We start from the raw sequence: 22,186 nt of genomic DNA on the forward strand, positions 1-22,186 counted from the left end.
ATGTGGACTAGCAAATTGAATAAATTAAATATAATTTTAGCCTCTGGCTCTCCCAGAAGAAAACAGTTTTTTAAAGATTTAAATATTGATGTTTCTATCGATGTCCGATCTGTAGAAGAGGTATATCCAGAAAATTTAAAAGGAAAAGAAATCTCTGATTATCTAGCGGTTTTAAAAGCCTCAAAATTTAAAAACACCTTGCAAGAAAACGATGTTGTTATAACTTCCGACACGGTTGTTTGGCATAAAAACAAATCCTTAGCAAAACCACTGGATAAGAATGATGCATATAATATGCTACATACACTATCTAATGATTGGCATGAAGTGATTACTTCGGTTTGTTTTACTACAAATACCTCACAACAAACATTAAACAGCACTACCCTAGTAAAATTTAAATTGTTGACCGACGAAGAAATTTGGTATTACATAAATACTTTTAAACCGTTTGATAAAGCGGGTGGTTATGGTATTCAGGAATGGATTGGTTTAATCGGAATTGAAGAAATCAAAGGCTCTTATACCAACGTTGTAGGTTTACCAACCAATCTTGTTCATAAAATGTTAATGGACTTGGCAAGCTAAACTTATTTCGGTAAATTTTAGGCTAAAACAAAAGACAATGAAAAAATGGATCAGGTTTGAACTAGCTATTGTACTATTTGCGATACTTATAAGTTCTTTGGAAGCATGTCGAAAAGTAAAATCTGAGGTCAGTACAGAAATCGCTGATACAACTTCATCAACCGAGACAAGTACAAATATAACTGCAAAGGAGAAGATAAAACATTCTACCGAGTTTAAAAATTATTGGTATTCTGGAAAAGCTGAAATAACTTCTTATAAATTAAACCAAGCAAGATATGGTGAACTTAGAGAAGGATCTTCAGTTTTAATATTTGTAACCGAACCTTTTGCCGCAGAAAAACAAGTAAAAGCTGATGAAAATCGACCTACAAATATTCCTGTATTAAAGCTCAATAGCACAAAAAACTACTTAACGGGTATTTATCCATATACTATTATGACTAGCAGCTTTTTACCTGTTAATGAAGATTCGCATGCGCTTAAGGTTTCATTTTCCGCCCAGGAATGGTGTGGACAGGTGTATGCACAATTAAATAATAAAAATAATTATGAAATTACGTCGCATTCCTATTTTGAAAGCGAAGGGGATCAAGATTTTTCATTAGATAAAACTACTTTAGAAGATGAAATATGGAATAAAATCCGGATTAATCCTGAAGTTTTACCCACAGGAAATTTAAAAATTATTCCTTCATTTGAATTTATAAGATTAAGCCACAAGGAGTTTAAAGCATATGCTGCTGTTACTTCACTAAACGTAAAAAATGATACTATTAGCACCTATACTATTAGTTATCCAGAATTAGAAAGAAAGCTAGAAATAGATTTTACCACCACCTTTCCTCATAGCATTATTGGCTGGACTGAAACATCTAAAAGCGGATTTGGTTCAGAGGCAAAATTAATGACATCCACAGCGGTAAAAATTAAAACAATTATAACACCATATTGGCAACAAAATAAAAATAGTGACCTATTTTTGCGTGATAGTTTAGGAATATAATTCATGAAGACATTTTTTATAAATCACCAAGAGGAGTTATTTAGATCACTAATAACCTTTGGCGTTATACTCGTTTTAAAATTTATTTTTACAAAAGCGGTTCGTAAAGTTGGTAAAATTGGTGATTTTAATAAAGTAAGAACCAATTTAATTATAAAGTATATTTCTATAGCTTTAACCATTATCACTATTGCCATATTAACCCTAATATGGAGTGTTAATTTTAAAGATTTAGGGGCGCTTTTAGCTTCTATTTTCGCTGTAATTGGCGTAGCATTATTTGCACAATGGTCAATTTTAAGTAATATTACAGCAGGTGTAATTATATTCTTTTCTTATCCTTTTAAAATAGGTAATACCATACGCATTTTTGATAAAGAAATTAATAAAACAGATTACAATGGTGATGAAACCTATGTTATCGAAGATATCCGTGCATTTCACTTACATTTAAGAAGAAGCAATGGAGAAATATTAACTTATCCAAATAGTTTAGTTTTGCAAAAAGGGGTTTCTCTTGTACAAATGTATAATGATGAAACACAAGAATTATAGCATAAACTTTGTTAAAGAAGTTCTAAAAATTGCGTGCTAGCTATATATCTTTCTATATTTGAGTACCAACTAAATTAAAAATTATGCGCCTATTCTTCAGGTTGTTTCTAGTTACCTTTCTTGTAACTAATATTTGTATTTCACAAGCTCCAAAAAAAAGCAGTTCATCAGACATATATCTTTCATTACAAAAATTAAACTTTCTTGGCAAGGCCTTGTATATAGCCGCACATCCTGATGATGAAAATACTAGGATGATTTCCTATTTATCTAACAATATAAAAGCAGAAACGGCTTATCTATCGTTAACTAGAGGCGATGGTGGCCAAAATTTAATTGGACCGGAATTATCAGAATTATTGGGCGTTTTAAGAACTCAAGAACTTTTAGCTGCTAGAAGAATTGATGGTGGAAAGCAATTTTTTACACGAGCAAAAGATTTCGGATTTTCAAAACACCCAAATGAAACCTTGAAAATATGGGATAAGGATCTTGTTTTGAGTGATGTAATCTGGATTATTAGAAATTACAAACCCGATGTAATTATCAACAGATTTGATCATAGATCGCCAGGTTCTACTCACGGCCATCATACTTCATCGGCAATGCTTAGTGTTGAAGCCTTTGATTTAGCAGGCAATGCAAATAGTTATCCAGAACAGTTAAAGACTACTACCACTTGGCAACCAAAACGACTATTTTTTAATACTTCATGGTGGTTTTATGGAAGTCAAGAAAACTTTGATAATGCGGATAAAACCAATTTATTAAGTGTTGATACAGGAGTGTATTACCCCAATCTTGGTCTTTCTAATAATGAAATAGCATCTTTAGCTAGTAGTCAACATTTATGTCAAGGGTTTGGTAGACTTACCAGTAGAGGTTCAGAAACAGAATATATTGAACTCTTAAAAGGAGATTTACCCAAAAATAAAGATGATATTTTTGAAGGTATTAATACTACATGGAGCAGAATTAATGGCGGTAAAGCTATTGGAGATATTCTCTACAAGATTGAAAATAATTTTAATTTTATAAATCCTGCCACCCATTTACCGGAACTTTTAAAAGCTTATGATTTATTACAAAAAAGTAATGACGAAGACTGGAAAAGCTTAAAAAGTCAAGAATTATTACATATTATCGAAGCCGTAACTGGTTTGTATTTAGAAGCATCTGCGGCCGATGAAACAGCAATTCCAGGAGCTAACATCAAAGTTAATATCGAAGCCTTGAATAGAAGTGATGCTAGTATATCTTTACAATCTGTTTCCTATACTCCAAAGGCAGAAAAAGATTCCATCATCCAGCTATCCAATAATAAAAAATTCAATTTTTCACTAGATTTAAAAATACCAAATACCGCCTCTTATACAAGTCCGTACTGGTTAATTGAGAAAAGCACTTTAGGTACGTATACTATTAATGATCAAAATTTAATTGGAAAACCAGAAACTCCTAGTGCGTACAACGTTTATTTTAATTTAGAAATTAATGGACAGTTAATTCAGATAAAAAAACCAGTTATTTACAGGTATTCTAAACCCGATAAAGGTGAATTATATCAACCTTTTGAAGTTTTACCACAAGCAACAGCGAGTATAAAAGATAAAGTTTTAATATTTTCCAACGGTAACTCCAAACAAATACCTGTAACTGTAAAGGCTAATAAAGATAATGCAAAAGGCGAAGTACAATTGTGTTTCTCTAAAGGTTGGAAAGTTGATGTCGAAATCAAATCTTTTGAAATCTCAAAAAAAGGGGATGAACAAACACTATTGTTCACACTTACACCTCCAGCTATAGAGGAAGAAAGTTTTATTTCGCCAATTGTAAAAATTGATGGGCAAGAAATTTCAAAAGAATTGACCACCATAACATATGATCATATTCCTAAACAGTCCGTTTTAATGCCGTCGGAAACGAAGGTTGTACGCCTAAACATAAAAAAAGCAGGACAGTATATTGGCTATATAGTTGGCGCGGGCGATAATGTTCCAGAAAGCTTAGAACAAATTGGCTATACCGTTCATAAGATCGATCCATTATCAATTACTCCTAACGAATTGCAAAAATATGATGCTATTGTAATGGGCATACGTGCTTATAATGTCGTTTCCGAACTTAAATTCAAACAAAAAAATCTTTTAGATTACGTTAAAAATGGAGGTACACTTATTGTGCAGTACAATACGGCTGGCAGATGGGATAAACAATTTGAAACAATAGCCCCATACCCTTTAACTCTTTCGAATGACAGAGTTACTGATGAGAATGCCGAAGTAAGCTTTTTAGCAAAAAATCATTCCGTACTAAATTATCCGAACAAGATAAGCTCAAAAGATTTTGATGGTTGGATTCAAGAACGTGGTTTATACTTTCCAAACGATTGGTCTAAAGAGTTTACGCCTATCTTAGGAATGAATGATGAAGGAGAAAGTTCTAAAACTGGAAGTTTATTAGTAGCTTCATACGGTAAAGGAAACTATATTTACACAGGACTAAGTTTTTTTAGAGAGCTACCAGCGGGAGTAACCGGAGCATACAAGCTATTTGCTAATATGTTGTCTATAGGAAAAGATAAAATTGATATCGATAAAAAATTAAAAAATTAATAATGAACGAGAAGTTTATTTGGAAGAAAGAGTATTCTTTAGTGCTTATTCTAAATATTATTTATGTGATTGTTTTTTATTTTATAATGACAGGAAATAGATAGGATGGCATTACTAGATTGGAGCATTTTAATAAGTACCTTGGCTTTTATTGTTGGCTACGGCGTTTGGAAAACCAAAGGCAGTAAAAATGTTAATGATTATGTTTTAGGTGGTAACGAAGCCAATTGGACTACTGTTGGGCTATCGGTCATGGCGACACAAGCCAGTGCTATTACATTTCTTTCTACACCTGGTCAGGCTTTTCACGACGGAATGGGATTTGTTCAATTCTATTTTGGATTGCCACTCGCTATGGTAATCATTTGTATTGTTTTTGTTCCACTCTATCATAAATTAAAAGTTTATACAGCATATGAATTTTTAGAATCTCGTTTTGATGTTAAAACTAGAACTCTAGCTGCAATTTTATTTTTAATTCAACGAGGCCTAGCGGCTGGTATTACTATTTACGCCCCTTCAATTATTTTATCTGCAGTACTCGGTTGGGATTTGCTTACTTTAAATATAATTATTGGCACCATAGTTACTATTTACACCGTATCAGGAGGTACAAAAGCAGTTAACGTAACACAAAAACAACAAATGTTCATCATTATGTTGGGTATGTTTGCGGCTTTCTTTTTTATTTTAGGATACCTACCAACAGACATCACATTTAGTAAAGCATTAAAAATAGCTGGAGCAAGCGGTAAATTAGACATTCTTGATTTTAGTTTTGACACCTCTACGCGTTATACATTTTGGAATGGAATTACTGGCGGCCTTTTTCTATTCTTAGCCTATTTTGGAACAGACCAAAGTCAAGTTCAGCGCTATTTATCTGGAAAATCGGTAAGAGAAAGTCAATTAGGACTTATTTTTAACGGAATTTTTAAAATTCCAATGCAGTTTTTTATACTCCTAGTGGGTGTTTTAGTATTTGTCTTTTACCAGTACAATCCTTCTCCATTAAATTTTAATCCAGCGGCCACTTCTGCGGTATTAAATTCTAACTATGCAGAGGATTATTTGCTACTCGAAAAAGCACATGATGAATTAGCGATTGAGAAAAAAATTGCGCAAGACAAATATTCAACCGCTTTAGATATTAAAGAATATGACGCTACGATTGATGCCAAGCAACATATTATAGATGTAAATGATAAAGATAAAAAAAACCGACTTGCAGCTAAGGCGGTTATTAAACAAGCAGATAGTAGTATTGAAACTAATGATAAAGATTATGTTTTTATTCATTTTATTTTAAACTATTTACCAAAGGGTCTCATTGGGCTTTTATTAGCGGTAATCTTATCTGCAGCAATGTCCTCCACTGCTTCCGAATTAAATGCACTCGGTACCATTACTGCTTTAGATATTTTTAAAAGACACACAGATAAGAATAACGAAAAGCCTCAAGAATTTTATGTATCTGTATCCAAGTGGTTTACCTTATTATGGGGTATAGTTGCCATAGGAATTGCTTGTGTTACCAATTTATTCGATAATTTAATCCAGTTAGTAAATATTATTGGTTCTATATTCTACGGCAATGTATTAGGCATTTTCTTATTAGCGTTCTTCTTTAAATTTGTAAAAGGTAATGCTGTATTTATTGGTGCAATTATTACACAACTATTAGTATTTGCTACCTATTATTTATTCATCTATAGTTTACCTGATGGTGAAGAAAAGATTAGTTACTTATTATTAAATCTTATTGGTTGTGTTTTAGTAATAACCATCACTATGCTATTACAGGCATTCGATAACATGCTTAAATCACCAAGTGTGGAATCATAAAAAAAGCTCCATAAAAAAATTTATGGAGCTTTTTTTTTATAAGTTGAAATCTAAATTACATTCCTCCCCATTCTTTTAAAGAATCTTTGTTCATTTTAACATAATCTGCATTACCTGCTGCTTCTGCACCTGCTAATGACTTTTTAGCTACTGTAATTGCACCTTTTTTATCACCTGCTTTAGCATATATAAGTGACTGTTGTCTTAACTGCCAATATGCTGGTTTCTCAGACATGGTTATTGCTTTATCAATCCATTCTTTTGCCTTATTAATATCTTTACCAGAATTTAAATAATATACTGCTGCTGCATAATAATCATCCGAACCTGGGCCAGCCATAACTTTAGAAATAGATGCGGTAACCGCAGCATCTGTTGGTACTTCAAAAGGGATAGCCACTTTAGTATTATCCCATGATATTTCTAAATGTGCACCATCTGCAGTTATATTTGAAATGGCGATGGTAAAAGACTCAACTTTTTCACCTAGTTTAGAAGGATTTGCCTTTACAATTGCGGCTACTTTACTAGCATCCCAATTTTGCGGTGTTCCCCAGTTTTCTGTATCACTGTAAAAATTAATTTCCCAAACACTCTCGCCTGGTGTTGTAAATATTGCATAAGAACCTGCTTTAAGATCTTTACCTCCAACCTTTACATCGGTGCTAAATGTAATAATAGAGTTCTTATTTGCTCCAGTTCTCCATAATTTGTTAAATGGTACTAAATCCCCAAAAATTGTTCTTCCACGCATCGCTGGGCGCGAGTAATCAAGCGAAACATCTGTTAACCCAACTACTTGAGTAACTTTTGCAGACGGACTAGCTTGTGGCGTAACAATCTGAGCATTCATTGAAATTGAAGCGCAAAATGCTAAAAATAAAATTGCTGTTTTTTTCATAATAGTGAGTTATTTGTTTTAACAAAGCTAATTAAAAAGCTATGCTGCTTCTGTTAATAATTCCTTAAATAAGGAGCTCTTCATGAAGTGGTGTTAAGTTTAATATCTATTTTTGTTTAATATTTTTTATGTATCTTTAAACAAAATTTAATTCATGCAATTGTACCAACTACGTTCCCAACAAACACTACCAATTTCAAGAGAAGTAGCTTGGGAATTTCTTTCTGATCCAGCCAATCTCAAAAATATTACTCCCAGTTCAATGGGTTTTCATATTTTATCCGGTGCTGATAAAGAAATGTTCCCCGGTCAAATAATTCAATATACTGTTTCACCATTTAAAGGCTATACCACTCGTTGGGTAACTGAAATTACTCATGTACAAGAAGGCTACTACTTTGTAGACGAGCAGCGTTTTGGCCCATATGCTCTTTGGCATCATAAACATTTTATAAAAGAAACAAATGGGGGTATTATAATGGAAGACATTATTGATTACAAAATACCTTTTGGAATTTTTGGACAATTAGCGCAAGTACTCTTTATAAAAAAGCAATTAACCACCATATTTAAATTTAGAGAAAACAAGTTAAAAGAGTTATTTGGACAAATTGATAATAGACCAAATGAACTAGAAATTAAGGCAATTTAAAATGAAAAAAAATATACTTTTAATAGGCGGATCGCACGGTATTGGATTATCAGTTGCAAAACAATTGCAAGATGACAACCATGTTTTTATTGCCTCTAGAACGCACGAAGAACTAACCGGATTGAATGTTACTCATATTCCTTTTGATGTTTTAACCGATGAATTTGATACCAATTTTATTCCTGATAAAATTCATGGATTTATATATTTTCCAGGGAGTATAAATCTGAAACCATTAAAAATGTTACATCTAGATGCTTTTAAAGAAGATATGGAACTTAATTTTTTTAGTATGGTTAAGGTGCTACAAACTGTAATCTCCAAAATGAATGATGGTGCTAGTATAGTATTATTTAGCACTGTTGCTGTCGGTAATGGTATGCCTTTCCATACTAGTGTTGCCGCTGCCAAAGGTGCCATTGAAGGTTTTGCAAAATCTCTTGCTGCCGAATATGCTCCAAAAATAAGGGTAAATGTTGTTGCTCCTTCACTTGTAGACACTCCTTTATCTAAACGTTTATTGAATAATGATAAAAAAGTAGAGATGATGTCGCAACGTCATCCTCTTAAACGTGTTGGTTCTGCAGATGATATTGCTGCAATTACCTTATTTTTACTAAGCGATAAAAGTAGTTGGATGACAGGGCAAATACTTGGTGTAGATGGAGGTTTATCTACGCTAAATATAAATTAATATTTAATGAGTAAAAAAGTAAGTGTTTTTTGGTTTCGAAGAGATTTAAGGTTACATGACAATGTTGGACTTTTTCATGCATTACAGGCAGAAAATCCTGTGCTGCCCATTTTTATTTTTGATAAAGAAATTCTCGAAAATCTACCAAAAGATGATGCACGTGTTACTTTTATCCACAAGACCATACAACAATTACAACATACATTAAAAGACAAAGCAAATAGTTCAATTGCGCTTTTTCATGACAATCCTTTAGCTGTTTTTGAAAAACTTGTGAAGGACTATAACATACAAACGGTCTACACAAATCATGATTACGAGCCTTATGCTACAAAAAGAGATTTGCGTATTTCAGATTTTTTAAAGAAACAAAATATCGATTTTCAAACTTTTAAAGATCAAGTAATTTTTGAAAAAGACGAAGTAGTAAAAGATGATGGTGATCCTTATGTAGTTTACACCCCCTACAAGAATAAATGGAAATCCATATTCAATTCTAAAATAGATATGCAGCCTTATGACTGCTCCAGTAAATTAAAAAACTTTTTTAACGAGAATGATTTACCTAATCTTAGCCTTTCTGATTTAGGTTTTGAAACATCAAAGATTAGCATTCCAGATTACAATGTAAGTGAAGAAGTAATTCAGAATTATGAAAAAACCCGAAATTTTCCAGCAAAGGAAAATGGCACCTCTCACTTAGGACCCCATCTACGATTTGGTACCGTTTCGGTTCGCGAAATTGTAAAAAAAGCCATTCTAGAAAAGAACGAAACTTTTTGGAATGAACTTATTTGGAGGGAATTTTTCATGCAAATACTTTGGCATTTTCCACATACCACTGGCGCCTCTTTTAGACCCAAATACGATCGTATCAATTGGCGTAATAATGAAACAGAATTTGAACATTGGAAACATGGCACCACAGGATACGCCCTTGTAGACGCAGGGATGCGAGAATTAAATACAACAGGTTATATGCATAATCGGGTACGCATGTTGGTCGCTAGTTTTTTATGCAAACACTTACTAATAGATTGGCGTTGGGGTGAAGCCTATTTTGCAGAAAAATTATTAGATTTTGATCTAAGTGCTAATGTCGGTAATTGGCAATGGGCGTCTGGCAGTGGCGTTGATGCTGCACCCTATTTCAGAATTTTTAATCCTATGACGCAAATTGAAAAATTTGATAAGCAGAAAGAATACATCAATAAATGGGTTCCCGATTTACAAGAGCTTACTTATCCAGATAAAATTGTAGATCATAAATTAGCTCGAGAACGCTGCTTGAAAGTCTACAAAGAAGCACTTTCTTAGCACTTACTTTCCAAGTTGTTAAAGTTATAAGGGCGCTATCAAAAAAAAATTATCTTAGTTGAAAATCATATTAAAGTGATTTTTAATTAGACTATGGATAAAATCCCTTCTTTTGGTAGTAGACTCCGCAAAAATAGTGTGGCCGTACCAGAAATTATTCAGACTTGTTCTGGTATCAATGTATTTGGGCAAGTATTAAAATCTTTTATTTTTAGCACAGACGTTGCCGTCATTAGAAATACGAATGCCAATGCCATTATCGCTGTTTATCCTTTTACGCCGCAACCAGTTATTTCCAATGCCCTAATTTTAGCTGCAGATAAACCTATTTTTTGTGGTGTTGGTGGTGGTTTAACCACTGGTGTAAGATCATTAGAATTAGCCATTCATGCAGAGTTTCAAGGCGCAATGGGTGTGGTGTTAAATAAACCTACGCCAAATGCATTAATTTCAGATTTAAAAGCAAAGATTGATATTCCTGTGGTGATTACCATTGTATCAGAAAAAGATGATATAAAAGGTCGCATTAAAGCTGGAGTAGATATTTTTAATGTATCAGGTGCTAATAAAACAGCCGATATTATAAAGCGCATTAAAGACATAAACCCAGATGTAGCCATATTGGCAACTGGTGGAAAATCCGATGAAACCATACTCGAGGCTATAGCGGCTGGCGCTAATGCTATTTCATTTACACCACCAACAACGGGAGAATTATTTAAAGAAATAATGAATCGCTATCGAGAAGAATAAATGAATGTAATTAAAGAAATATCAGCAACTGAAACCTATCATTTACGGCACACGGTAATGTGGCCAAATCATCCTATGGACTTTATTAAATTGCCTGAGGACCATAATGGAGTACATTTTGGCTTGTTCAATGCGGAAGAATTAATTTGCATTGTATCACTTTTTATTGATGGTGATACCGCCCAGTTTAGAAAATTAGCCACTAAAGTTTCAGAACAAGGCAAAGGCTTTGGAACTGAAATATTACATCATTTAATTGCGTATTGTGAAGATTTAAAACTAAAAAAACTCTGGTGCAATGCAAGGGTTAATAAGTTGGAGTTCTATAAAAAGTTTGGCTTCCTTAAAACAAACAGCAACTATACCAAAGGGGAAATAGAATTTGTAATTTTAGAAAAGTTGATTTAACAGCCACGAATTAAAAATGCCCAATTGTTTGTTGTATTTTAGTAAAAACAACAGTATAAACAATGAAAAACCTAGTTCTAATAGTTCTTTTAGCTTTCTCTTTTGCTTTAAATGCACAAACGTTCAATTTTACAATAGATCATTCCACATTAATAGTTAACGACTTAAAAACTACAGGCGATTTTTATGCAAATGTTATCGGTCTAAAAGAAATAGATCACCCTACCAAAGATCCCGGATTTAGATGGTTTTCAATTGTAGGAAATACGCAGTTGCACTTAATTTATAAGGATACTGTGGTGATGAAAAAGCATAAATCCAGTCATATTTGCTTATCAACTCAAAAGTTAGATGCGTTTATTAAACATTTAGAAAAACAACAAATTTCCTATGAAGACTGGCCAGGCACCAAAAATGCTATTACGATAAGAGCCGATGGAGTGCGACAAATATATATCAGAGATCCTGAAGGATACTGGATAGAAATAAACGATGCAAAACACAACTAAGCTATGAACGCAGCCATACAATCAATTTTTCAATTGGGTTTTCCCTGGCAAACACAAGATCCTTTTTTGTTTTGTGTGTATCATTTAGACTACTATCCAAAAGGGAACGGAGACATGGGTCCTGCTGCTTCTTTAAATGGAAGAAATTTGGGCAATGATTTTACCATAAAAGATGGTTGGCGCATGTATCATGGACAAACTATTCCTGGTTTCCCTTCACATCCGCATAGAGGATTTGAAACCATCACTATTGTAAATAAAGGGTTTTGTGATCATTCAGATTCTTTAGGTGCTGCTGGCAGATTTGGTCAAGGCGATGTACAATGGATGACAGCAGGTCGAGGCGTTCAGCATTCCGAAATGTTTCCATTGCTCAACTCAGAAAGAGAAAACACACTTGAATTATTCCAAATTTGGTTGAATTTGCCTAGTAAAGACAAATATGTTGATCCACATTTTGCAATGCTTTGGCATGAAGATATTCCAGTGATTAAAACTGAAAATAGTAGTGTAAAAATAATTGCAGGAACTTATCAAAATACAAAGGCTCCTGATCCTGCGCCAAATTCTTGGGCAGCAAATTTAAATAATGAAGTAGCGATATGGAATATTCATATTGATGCAAACAGTACCTATACCCTACCTAAAGCGAATACTAAGGTGAGTAGAACTTTATACTTTTACGAAGGAGAGAGTATTGAAATAGAAGGTAAATCTGTTACACCAAATTTTGGAATTAAGCTAAACCCAGCGGTTGATGTAATCATAAATGTTAAGGGGAAAACTGGATATTTTCTTTTATTGCAAGGGAAACCTATTGAAGAGCCTGTTGCTAAATATGGGCCATTTGTAATGAATACGAATACCGAGATTCAACAAGCTATGCACGAATATCAAGTTACACAATTTGGAGGTTGGCCTTGGCCGCACGCCGATAATGTACATGATAAAAACGAAGGAAGATTTGCTAAATATCCTGATGGAACACTCGTTGAAAAATAATTTAAATTTTAACCATGAAACAATTTATTCGTCAAATTCTACTGTTAAGCACTCTTTTAATTCTTTTAGGTTGCAATCAAAAAAAAGAAGAAAAGAAAATTGAAATTGAAAAAAGAACGATGGTTGAAATGGATACAGATCTGGGTTTAATTACCCTAGAACTGTATAATGAAACTCCTCTACATCGCGATAATTTTATAAAATTAGTCAAAACTCATGCCTATGATAGTGTAATGTTTCATAGGGTTATTAAAGAGTTCATGATTCAAGGTGGCGATCCTGATAGTAAAAATGCCACTGCATTGGATACGCTCGGAAATGGTGATGTTGATTATACCATAAATGCAGAGTTTAATCCAAATTTATTTCATAAAAAGGGTGTATTGGCAGCAGCACGTGATGGAAATCCTGAAAGAGCATCAAGTGGAATGCAATTTTATATTGTACAAGGAAAAGTGTTTAATGATAGTTTATTAGAAAAGGCCGAAGTGCGTATTAATAACTGGTTGGCACAGCATGAAATTCAGAATGACAAGAAATATAAATACTTATTAGATTCATTGCAACATGCAATGTATTCAAACAAACAGGAAGTCTACCTACAGTATCAAGATAGTATAAATGTGTGGGCTAAATCAGCCAAAAATTTTGTTCCCTATACCATACCCGAAGAGCATAGAGTAATTTATAAGACCATAGGCGGTACTCCACATTTAGATCAAAACTATACCGTATATGGAGAAGTTGTAAAAGGATTAACTATTGTAGATTCTATCGCCTTACAAGCCACAGGAGAGTTCGATAGGCCTTTAGAGGATATTAGAATTAAATCCATGCGATTGATTGAGGAATAAATTAAATCAAGTATAGACGAGCCTAATTAGAAGTTTTATTTTCCAATTTGCGTCGTTCTAAAAATTCATCCAATGTTTCCCAAATTGCAGGAGTATAATCAAAGCCTGCGTAGTATTCAAATTCTATTATTTCGCCAGAATCTAGTTTTTCTTTTCCTAATAAATAATACGTAACTCCTACGTGATTGCTATAATAACCTTTCGCTGAAGTAAAAATTATAGTATCGCCTATAGCGTACTTTTTAAGAAAACTCACATCGGTTGTTGTGCTGTCTTCATAAAAACTATTTACGGAGTAAGCACTAAACCTATTAACACTTTCAGTGCTATGCTGTAATATGGAAGTTTGTTTAACAACTAATGGTTTATTCAAGTACCCTTTAAACCGAATATCATCGGAAAGATCACTGATAGAAGAAAAAGATAAGTACCATAAAAACAGCCCAATAATCGTAATTGCAGCAAGAAAAAGCAGTAAGAAAACCATACGATATCTTTTCATAATAATTTTGATATGATCATTTTAAAAATAAAAAAAGGAAACAAATAATATACATTTCATTTGTTTCCTTTTTAATAATATAACTGAATAAATTTACACTCTTGTAATTTTAGCTCCTATCGCACGTAAACGGGTATCAATATTTTCATACCCTCTATCGATTTGTTCAATATTATGAATAGTAGAGGTTCCTTTTGCTGAAAGAGCGGCAATTAATAATGAAACTCCAGCTCTAATATCTGGCGAAACCATAGTCGTTGCCTTTAAAGTGGACTTAAAATTATGACCGATAACTGTTGCTCTATGCGGATCGCAAAGTATAACTTTTGCGCCCATATCTAATAACTTATCTACAAAGAACAAACGGCTTTCAAACATTTTTTGATGAATTAATACTTCACCTTTTGCTTGTGTCGCAACCACTAAAATTATACTCAATAAATCTGGCGTTAATCCTGGCCATGGTGCATCGGCAATAGTAAGAATAGAACCATCTATATAATTCTGAATTTCGTAACCATTAACATGTGCTGGAATATAGATATCATCTCCTTTACGTTCTAGGGTAATTCCAAGCTTTCTAAAAACTGTTGGTATTTGACCTAAATCGTCCCAACTTACATTTTTTATGGTTAGCTCACTACGGGTCATTGCTGCTAATCCAATCCAGCTACCAATTTCAATCATATCTGGCAACATGGTATGCTCTGTACCACCTAAGGTATCTACACCTTCAATAACTAATAAATTAGAACCTATACCGCTAATTTTAGCGCCCATACGGTTCAACATTTTACATAATTGCTGTAAATAAGGTTCGCAGGCAGCATTATAAATTGTAGTAGTACCTTCTGCCAAAACCGCGGCCATAACTATATTTGCTGTACCGGTTACCGATGCTTCATCTAAAAGCATATAAGCACCTTTTAATTTTTTGGCTTCTACACCATAAAAATGTTCTTCTTTATTATAACGGAATGTAGCACCTAAATTTATAAAGCCTTCAAAATGCGTATCAAGTCTTCTACGACCTATTTTATCACCACCTGGCTTTGGTATATATCCTTTTCCGAATCGTGCTAATAATGGTCCTACCAACATGATAGATCCTCTAAGTCCACGTCCATCTTGTTTAAATTGGTCTGATTGCAAATACTCTAAATTTACATCGTCAGACACAAAACTATAAGAGCCTTGACCTTTTTTCTGGATTTTTACACCCAAATCTTCCAATAAGGCAATTAGTTTATTTACATCTACAATATCTGGAATATTATGAATAGTTACTGGTTCTGCAGTTAATAACACCGCACATAATATTTGTAAAGCTTCATTTTTAGCTCCTTGAGGGGTAATTTCACCATGTAATTGGTGACCACCTTCAATTTTAAATGTCCCCATTTAATTTTGAAAAATTAGAACCGTTTTTTATTACGGTTATTAGTATTTCTGTTATTGTTCTTCTTGTTATTTGAGCGGTTCGAATTTTGTTTCGCAGGTTTGTTTTTCAAAAACTGACCACTCTCGGTAAGGTTCTCCCCTTCTTGAGCTAAATCTATTTGACCATCGCTCAATTCATATAAATGTTTAAAGATAACTTTGTCTTCAACAGTATCTTTATTCCAATTTAAATAACATTTTTTCATATGATTGGCAATGGCATACTTTAAACCATCGCGCTTGTCACCTTTTTCCCAAGAAATGGCAACATCAATCATTAATTTTATGTTATTTCCGTAAAATCTATATTTAGGAAAATTTTGAGGATACTTCAAAGGCTCTGGTCGCTCTTGCAACATTTCTTTTGAAGTAATCGGGTAAGGTGAATCTACCTTCAACTTAAAATCGGACATGATAAACAACTGGTCCCATAATTTATGTTGAAAATCTGGAACATCTCTAAAGTGCGGCTGTAAATTACCCATAACGCTAATTATAGCTTGGGCAACTTTATTACGCTCCGCATCATCTTCAATAGACATTGCGTAATCTACCATTTTTTGAAAATGTCGCCCATATTCAGGTATAATAAGCTGAGGGCGCTCGGTATTGTACTCTAAATTGAATACTTCGTTGTTGGCTAAACTCAAATTGAAAAGTTTTTCTTAATAATTATAAAGAGGAAAGTATGCTCTTAAAGGTTGCAAATTAACAAATTTCTTGTTGATATACTAGTTTTATAATGATATTACTCCTTTTACCTGCCCTACTGCTTTATATTTTTCTATAACAGCATCCGGATTTTTCATTTCTAAACTAATAGAAAGACTCGTATATTTTCCGTTTTTCGAGTTTTTTTTAATCACTACAGCACCAGTATTATCAAAAATAGACTCAATTTCTTTAATGCCCGTACCAGCTGCAGGTACAATAAATTTGTATAAGTATACCGATGGCCAAGTTGATGTTTCCTCTAATCGGGTTTTTAATTTTGAATAAAATTCGTCGGGATTTTCTGTGTCCATCACTTTTTTCTGCAAAGATAAGTATATCCTTCAATTTTTTTCTCACGATGCTTTCATTACTTTTGTGCAACTAAAAAAAAATAATTGAGTCCAAAAAAAATAGTCATTGCGGGTGGTCCAAGTACAGGAAAAACATCTGTAGTATCCGGTATTGAAGCTGCAGGTTTTCTATGCTTTCATGAAATATCTAGAGCTATTACCCTACAAGCAAGAGAAGAAGGTATTGAGCAACTTTTTTTAACCGATCCCCTACTTTTTAGTCAACGAATATTAGAAGGTCGTTTAGCACAATACCACGATGCTGAAAAACTGGACAATGCAGTGGTGTTTTTCGATAGAGGTTTGCCAGATGTTGTGGCTTATTTAGATTGTTTTGGCACCCCTTACCCCGAAGAATTTACTACCATTTGTGCAAATAATGTTTATGACGAGATATTTCTTTTACCACCTTGGGAAGAAATACACACCTCGGACAACGAACGCTATGAAAACTTTGAAGAAGCTTTGCGGATTCATGATTGTTTAGAGCATGCGTATACCAGTTTTGGATATGCTGTAGTTGATGTGCCCAAGGTTTCTGTAGAGGAACGGGTACAATTTATCATTGAAAAACTAAAAATAAGTTAGTGCCAAAAGACCCTAAGGAAATTTTACAGCAATATTGGGGATACTCTGATTTTAAAGAATCTCAGGAAGAGATAATTACGGCAATATTAACAAAAAAGGATGTTCTGGCCCTACTACCAACAGGAGGTGGAAAATCTTTATGTTTTCAAGTTCCAGCCTTGGTAAATAATGGCATCTGTATTGTTGTTTCACCTTTAATAGCACTCATAAAAAATCAGGTAGATAATTTAAAAAGCAAAGGAATAAAAGCTTTAGCGCTTACTGGTGGTATTTCGCAAGATGATGTAATTGATTTACTAGATAATTGTTTGTACGGAAATTACAAATTTTTGTACTTGTCACCGGAGCGTCTGCAACAAGATCTGGTACAGCAGCGCATACAAGAAATGAATGTAAATCTTATTGCGATAGATGAAGCACACTGTATTTCGCAATGGGGTAATGATTTTAGACCTTCGTATCTAACCTGTGGTATATTAAGAGATTTAGCCCCTAACGCTCCTATTATAGCCTTAACTGCAACAGCTACGCCCGAAGTTGCAAAAGATATTATAACCAATCTTCAACTAAATGAACCGCTGGTAGAAAAAACATCTTTCGCGAGAGATAACATTGCTTTTTCGGTCCAATGGGACGAAGATAAAAATTACCAATTAAAACAACTTTTAGAGGAAAACAACCAAAGTGCTATTGTATATGTGCGTACACGAAGATTGGCCAATGAACTTGCCAATTATTTACTGCAGCATAAAATAAAGGCAACTTTTTATCACGGCGGACTTACTAAAGTGGAAAAAGAAACCCGTTTAGAAAATTGGCTACAAGACAAAACACGAGTAATGGTTGCCACCAATGCTTTTGGCATGGGTATAGATAAACCAGATGTTGGTTTGGTAATTCACTATCAAATACCTGATAGTATAGAAAATTACTTTCAAGAAGCTGGTAGAGCAGGCCGAAATGGCATGCCATCTAAAGCAATTATTGTAATAAATAAGGCCGACGAATTACAGGTTAAAAAGCAGTTTTTAAGTGGATTACCAACAGTTGCTTATTTAAAATTACTATATAATAAATTAAATAATTACTTTCAAATATCGTTTGGAGAATCGAGTACTGAAGTACATCAATTAAATTTTAATGCATTTTGCGATACCTATAAATTAAATCCGTTTGTTACCTACAATGGATTGCGGATTTTGGATCAAAATTCTGTGATTGCTTTATCCGAATCATTTTCAAAGAAAACTAGCATTCAGTTTATAGCTACGCTACATCAAATTTTCGACTATTTAGAAACGTATAGCAAAATAGCGCCTATCATCCAGATTATACTCCGTACTTATGGCGGTATTTTAGATTATGAAACAAAAATTAACACCTGGTCTATTGCAAAAAAAGCCAATGTTCCAGAAACTGAAATTATTAAAGTTTTAGAACGCTTAAAAAAGGATGAAATCATCACCTATTCTTCACAGCATAACGATATAGAAATTATATTTCTAGTACCGCGAGAAGATGACAGAACCATAAATATGTTCGCCAAAAAGGTAGAAGTACTTCTTTCTCAAAAAACCAAGCATATAGATGCCATTCTTTCTTATATTAAAAATGATACGATATGCAGAAGTCAACAATTATTAACCTATTTTGGAGAGAAAAAAAGCAACTGTGGTAAATGCGACATTTGCCTTAAAACACCTGTAATAAAAGATGAAGTATTAGAACTTGTAAAAGAAGCCATACTCCAACAATTAGAAAAAGAACCTTTAAGTTCTCGTGAGCTAATAAAAATAGTATTGTATAAAGAAGGCTCTATATTTAGTGCCTTACAAGTGCTTTTAGAGAACGAAATAATAGAAATTACAGCAACAAACAAATATAAAGTAGTTTAAAAATGAATAAGCTTAGAATTGTATTTATGGGCACTCCCGATTTTGCGGTGGGTATTTTAGATAAACTAATACAGCATAAATATGAAGTGGTAGGTGTCATAACAGCACCCGATAAACCAGCAGGCCGTGGACGTAAGTTACAGGAATCCGCGGTTAAAAAATATGCTGTTGCGCATCACCTAAAAGTTATGCAACCCACCAATTTAAAAAACGAAGACTTTTTAAATGAACTAAAAAGCCTAAAACCCAATTTACAAATAATTGTTGCGTTTAGAATGTTGCCTAAAGTGGTTTGGGAAATTCCTGAATTTGGCACTTTTAACCTTCATGCTTCATTATTACCAGATTATAGAGGTGCAGCTCCAATAAACTGGGCGCTTATAAATGGGGAAACTAAAACTGGCGTTACTACCTTTTATATAGATGATAAAATTGATACTGGAGAAATACTATTACAATCGGAAATAGCCATTGATCCAGATGAAACCGCAGGTACTTTACATGATAAGTTGATGGTTTTAGGCGCCGATTTGGTTATTGATACAGTAAAAAGTATTGAAGCTGGAAAAGTAACTACCAAAAAACAACCCAACACGCCTATTGAAAAAGTAGCTTATAAAATTCATAAAGAAACCTGTGAGATTAACTGGGATAAGCCTCTTGAAACTATTTATAATCAAATTAGAGGGTTGAGTCCCTACCCTGCAGCTTGGACTACATTATATAATGGTGATGAGGAATTGTTTTTAAAAATTTATGAAGTGGCCGTGAGTAATGAAAAACATTCGCTAGCGCTAAAATCGCTTTGGTTTGACAAAAAAACCATTAAGATTGCTGTTGCAGGTGGTTTTATTGAGCTTTTAGAAATACAGCTTCCTGGAAAACGTAAAATGAAAACATTAGATGTTTTAAATGGATTAAAATTGGAGGAAAACGCTCATGTTGGCTAAACCCTTGCTATCACTAGGCTCGATGAAGTGTAAAAAAAGCCCTACTTTATCAACAAAGCATTCGAGTTATCAACAAAAACGCTGATTTCCCCTTGTTTTACTTGTGTTAACCACAAATCCTTATAAATTTGTTAGGGTATAGAAATTTTAACAACAATTAATTTATTAAAATTATGAACAAAACAGAATTAATCGATGCAATGGCAGCTGACGCTGGTATTACAAAAGCGGCTGCAAAGAAAGCTTTAGAATCATTTTTAGGTAACGTTGAAGGTTCTCTTAAAAAAGGTGGTAGAGTTTCTTTAGTAGGTTTCGGATCTTGGGCTGTATCAAGAAGAGAAGCAAGAGATGGTAGAAATCCTCAAACAGGAAAAACTATCAAAATTGCTGCTAAAAATGTTGTTAAGTTTAAAGCTGGTGCTGAATTAGCTAAAGCAGTAAACTAAGAAATAATTTAGTAATATATTAAAGTACTTCCTCGGAAGTACTTTTTTTTTGGCCTAGGTTTTCATTTTTAGTGATTTTTGTGTTATTTTAGGATAAACTAACACTGCTCTATGATACAAATTAAACCTAAAAAAGGAAAACTGCTTATTGCAGAGCCAGCTTTAACTGGCGACGTTTCCTTTAGTAGATCTGTAGTTTTACTAGCAGAACACAATAAAGAAGGTTCTGTGGGCTTTATATTAAATAAACCTTTAGCGTATTCTATAAGTGATTTGGTGAACGAAATAAATGTTCCGTTCCAAGTTTTTAATGGAGGCCCTGTAGAACAAGACAATCTCTATTTTATCCATAAAGTTCCCGAGCTAATTGCCAATAGTGTAGAAATCTCCGATGGTATTTATTGGGGAGGCGATTTTGAAAGAATAGTAGAACTTTTAAATGAAAAAGTTATCTCTAGTGATGATATTCGCTTCTTTTTAGGCTACACAGGTTGGTCTTCTTTACAATTAGATAAAGAACTAAGCTCTAAATCGTGGGTTATTTTACCTAATAAATACGAAAGCAGTATTTTCAAAAAAGCATCTGATGTTTTTTGGAAAGAAAATATGCTAGAATTAGGTGGCGATTATTTATTATGGTCTAATACTCCAGAAAATCCCAATCTAAACTAATCGTACAAAAATCCGAAATTGGCAAACTACACCAGTTGCCCTAAGCGTACCGCAGCATTTAATTTACCGAGTAAATCTTGAGCCACTTCATGTGTGTATGTTTTTTTACGGTATTTGGTAATAGGCTGGATCCCCACAATGGCATTGGTCATAAACAATTCATCTGCCTTTTGCAGTTCAAAAGGAGAAATAGATTCTTCTACCAGTTGGTACTGTGGTAATTTACCAATAATTTCGATTAACTTTTTTCTTAAAATACCATTTAAACAACCATCTTTTTTAGGCGGCGTTTTTATAGTATTACCAACGACCATAAAAATATTGCCATTTAAAGCTTCTACCACCATTTTCTGATTGTTCAATAAAAGGCAGTTTTGGTAGTTATTCTCTTGGGCAAAAATACTCCCTACAACATTAATAATTTTGTTATTTGTTTTTAAGGTAGAAAGCATATCTGGATTAACATAAAAATCTTTAAAAAGTTCTACTTCATAAGAACTCTCGTCTAGTGTAAAAAAGGCATTTTCAATGGCTTTTGCTTCTATGATATAAGAAACATCATTGGTTACCGGAGCATAAAGGCCTCCATCATTTCTACATATAGTAATGCGTATTCTTGCCGCAGCTTTTTCTAAGTTATTAGCTTTTATAACTTCTAAAATTTCATTTTCTAGAAATTCCATAGTAAAACTCATGGGAATTTCCATTCGTAAAATACGCATAGAAGCCATAAGGCGTAGGTAATGATCTTCCCAGAAATTAATTCTAGTATTTACCACTTTAATCGTTTCAAATAAAGCATCGCCATAACGGAGCCCTCTATTATTCTGATTGATAAAGTTACTATGTTGCGGAATAAGTTCTCCGTTAAAATTAAGCATAAAAAAACCTTGAATAAATTCAAGGTCAAAGATATTGTTTTAAAATAAA

24 protein-coding genes are annotated in these 22,186 nt (G+C 33.4%); 18 read left to right on the plus strand and 6 right to left on the minus strand.

Going from position 1 to position 22,186, the window contains the following annotated elements; all coding sequences use genetic code 11:
* The 5 genes from B8963_RS08030 to B8963_RS08050 all read left to right on the plus strand — a co-directional run bounded on the left by B8963_RS08030 (nucleotide 1) and on the right by B8963_RS08050 (nucleotide 6,609).
* Nucleotides 1-588: a Maf family nucleotide pyrophosphatase gene (locus tag B8963_RS08030; RefSeq protein WP_084061000.1), complete on the plus strand. Its 588-nt coding sequence runs from the start codon at nucleotides 1-3 to the stop codon at nucleotides 586-588.
* A 37-nt stretch (nucleotides 589-625) separates the two neighbouring features.
* Nucleotides 626-1,594, plus strand: coding sequence for a septum formation inhibitor Maf (locus tag B8963_RS08035; RefSeq protein WP_084061001.1), 969 nt, complete (start codon nucleotides 626-628; stop codon nucleotides 1,592-1,594).
* A gap of 3 nt (nucleotides 1,595-1,597) precedes the next feature.
* Nucleotides 1,598-2,149: a mechanosensitive ion channel domain-containing protein gene (locus tag B8963_RS08040; protein WP_084061002.1), complete on the plus strand. Its 552-nt coding sequence runs from the start codon at nucleotides 1,598-1,600 to the stop codon at nucleotides 2,147-2,149.
* Nucleotides 2,150-2,232: 83 nt separating this feature from the next.
* Nucleotides 2,233-4,764, plus strand: coding sequence for a PIG-L family deacetylase (locus B8963_RS08045; RefSeq protein WP_084061003.1), 2,532 nt, complete (start codon nucleotides 2,233-2,235; stop codon nucleotides 4,762-4,764).
* Between the two features lie 105 nt (nucleotides 4,765-4,869).
* A complete protein-coding gene (locus B8963_RS08050; RefSeq protein ID WP_084061004.1) occupies nucleotides 4,870-6,609 on the plus strand; it encodes a sodium:solute symporter family protein in 1,740 nt (579 codons plus the stop codon).
* A 55-nt stretch (nucleotides 6,610-6,664) separates the two neighbouring features.
* On the opposite strand, the gene B8963_RS08055 is transcribed toward B8963_RS08050, so the two are convergent.
* Entirely contained in the window at nucleotides 6,665-7,510 is an 846-nt protein-coding gene (locus tag B8963_RS08055) for a DUF2911 domain-containing protein (RefSeq protein WP_084061005.1), read from the minus strand.
* Nucleotides 7,511-7,664: 154 nt separating this feature from the next.
* Here B8963_RS08055 and B8963_RS08060 point away from each other — a divergent pair, with 154 nt between their 5' ends.
* From B8963_RS08060 to B8963_RS08095, 8 genes are all read left to right on the plus strand, one after another.
* On the plus strand, nucleotides 7,665-8,162 hold the full coding sequence (locus tag B8963_RS08060; RefSeq protein ID WP_084061006.1) for an SRPBCC family protein: 498 nt from the start codon (nucleotides 7,665-7,667) through the stop codon (nucleotides 8,160-8,162).
* Nucleotide 8,163: 1 nt separating this feature from the next.
* The gene (locus B8963_RS08065; protein ID WP_084061007.1) at nucleotides 8,164-8,856 is read left to right on the plus strand and encodes an SDR family NAD(P)-dependent oxidoreductase; all 693 of its coding nucleotides are present in this window, start codon (nucleotides 8,164-8,166) and stop codon (nucleotides 8,854-8,856) included.
* A gap of 6 nt (nucleotides 8,857-8,862) precedes the next feature.
* Nucleotides 8,863-10,173: a cryptochrome/photolyase family protein gene (locus tag B8963_RS08070; RefSeq protein ID WP_084061008.1), complete on the plus strand. Its 1,311-nt coding sequence runs from the start codon at nucleotides 8,863-8,865 to the stop codon at nucleotides 10,171-10,173.
* Nucleotides 10,174-10,266: 93 nt separating this feature from the next.
* On the plus strand, nucleotides 10,267-10,926 hold the full coding sequence (locus tag B8963_RS08075; RefSeq protein WP_084061009.1) for a beta/alpha barrel domain-containing protein: 660 nt from the start codon (nucleotides 10,267-10,269) through the stop codon (nucleotides 10,924-10,926).
* On the plus strand, nucleotides 10,927-11,334 hold the full coding sequence (locus B8963_RS08080; protein ID WP_084061010.1) for a GNAT family N-acetyltransferase: 408 nt from the start codon (nucleotides 10,927-10,929) through the stop codon (nucleotides 11,332-11,334). It begins immediately after the preceding gene.
* A 62-nt stretch (nucleotides 11,335-11,396) separates the two neighbouring features.
* Complete coding sequence (locus B8963_RS08085; RefSeq protein WP_084061011.1) at nucleotides 11,397-11,843, plus strand: VOC family protein; 447 nt, start codon at nucleotides 11,397-11,399, stop codon at nucleotides 11,841-11,843.
* Nucleotides 11,844-11,846: 3 nt separating this feature from the next.
* Entirely contained in the window at nucleotides 11,847-12,845 is a 999-nt protein-coding gene (locus B8963_RS08090; protein ID WP_084061012.1) for a pirin family protein, read from the plus strand.
* 14 nt (nucleotides 12,846-12,859) lie between these two features.
* Entirely contained in the window at nucleotides 12,860-13,699 is an 840-nt protein-coding gene (locus B8963_RS08095) for a peptidylprolyl isomerase (protein WP_084061013.1), read from the plus strand.
* Between the two features lie 22 nt (nucleotides 13,700-13,721).
* Here B8963_RS08095 and B8963_RS08100 read toward each other — a convergent pair whose 3' ends face one another.
* From B8963_RS08100 to B8963_RS08115, 4 genes are all read right to left on the minus strand, one after another.
* Entirely contained in the window at nucleotides 13,722-14,201 is a 480-nt protein-coding gene (locus B8963_RS08100; protein ID WP_084061014.1) for a hypothetical protein, read from the minus strand.
* 93 nt (nucleotides 14,202-14,294) lie between these two features.
* On the minus strand, nucleotides 14,295-15,602 hold the full coding sequence (gene murA, locus B8963_RS08105) for a UDP-N-acetylglucosamine 1-carboxyvinyltransferase (protein WP_084061015.1): 1,308 nt from the start codon (nucleotides 15,600-15,602) through the stop codon (nucleotides 14,295-14,297).
* 14 nt (nucleotides 15,603-15,616) lie between these two features.
* Nucleotides 15,617-16,291, minus strand: a complete 675-nt coding sequence (locus B8963_RS08110) for a DUF4290 domain-containing protein (RefSeq protein ID WP_084061016.1) — start codon at nucleotides 16,289-16,291, stop codon at nucleotides 15,617-15,619.
* A gap of 87 nt (nucleotides 16,292-16,378) precedes the next feature.
* A complete protein-coding gene (locus B8963_RS08115) occupies nucleotides 16,379-16,666 on the minus strand; it encodes a DUF493 family protein (protein WP_084061017.1) in 288 nt (95 codons plus the stop codon).
* 84 nt (nucleotides 16,667-16,750) lie between these two features.
* Here B8963_RS08115 and B8963_RS08120 point away from each other — a divergent pair, with 84 nt between their 5' ends.
* The 5 genes from B8963_RS08120 (at nucleotide 16,751) to B8963_RS08140 (ending at nucleotide 21,256) form a co-directional block, all read left to right on the plus strand.
* Nucleotides 16,751-17,293 carry an AAA family ATPase gene (locus B8963_RS08120; protein ID WP_084061018.1) on the plus strand — a complete coding sequence of 181 codons (543 nt, stop codon included), beginning with the start codon at nucleotides 16,751-16,753 and terminating at the stop codon, nucleotides 17,291-17,293.
* Entirely contained in the window at nucleotides 17,293-19,188 is a 1,896-nt protein-coding gene (locus tag B8963_RS08125) for a RecQ family ATP-dependent DNA helicase (protein ID WP_084061019.1), read from the plus strand. Before B8963_RS08120 ends, B8963_RS08125 begins: the two co-directional genes overlap by 1 nt.
* Nucleotides 19,189-19,190: 2 nt before the next feature.
* The gene (fmt, locus tag B8963_RS08130; RefSeq protein ID WP_084061020.1) at nucleotides 19,191-20,138 is read left to right on the plus strand and encodes a methionyl-tRNA formyltransferase; all 948 of its coding nucleotides are present in this window, start codon (nucleotides 19,191-19,193) and stop codon (nucleotides 20,136-20,138) included.
* Nucleotides 20,139-20,311: 173 nt separating this feature from the next.
* The gene (locus tag B8963_RS08135; RefSeq protein ID WP_084061021.1) at nucleotides 20,312-20,584 is read left to right on the plus strand and encodes an HU family DNA-binding protein; all 273 of its coding nucleotides are present in this window, start codon (nucleotides 20,312-20,314) and stop codon (nucleotides 20,582-20,584) included.
* 111 nt (nucleotides 20,585-20,695) lie between these two features.
* Nucleotides 20,696-21,256, plus strand: a complete 561-nt coding sequence (locus tag B8963_RS08140; protein WP_084061022.1) for a YqgE/AlgH family protein — start codon at nucleotides 20,696-20,698, stop codon at nucleotides 21,254-21,256.
* A 26-nt stretch (nucleotides 21,257-21,282) separates the two neighbouring features.
* On the opposite strand, the gene B8963_RS08145 is transcribed toward B8963_RS08140, so the two are convergent.
* Nucleotides 21,283-22,137, minus strand: a complete 855-nt coding sequence (locus B8963_RS08145) for an aminotransferase class IV (RefSeq protein WP_084061023.1) — start codon at nucleotides 22,135-22,137, stop codon at nucleotides 21,283-21,285.
* Between the last annotated feature and the right edge of the window lie 49 nt (nucleotides 22,138-22,186).

This window comes from Cellulophaga tyrosinoxydans (genome assembly GCF_900176415.1).
In the GTDB taxonomy this organism is placed as follows: Bacteria; Bacteroidota; Bacteroidia; order Flavobacteriales; family Flavobacteriaceae; genus Cellulophaga; species Cellulophaga tyrosinoxydans.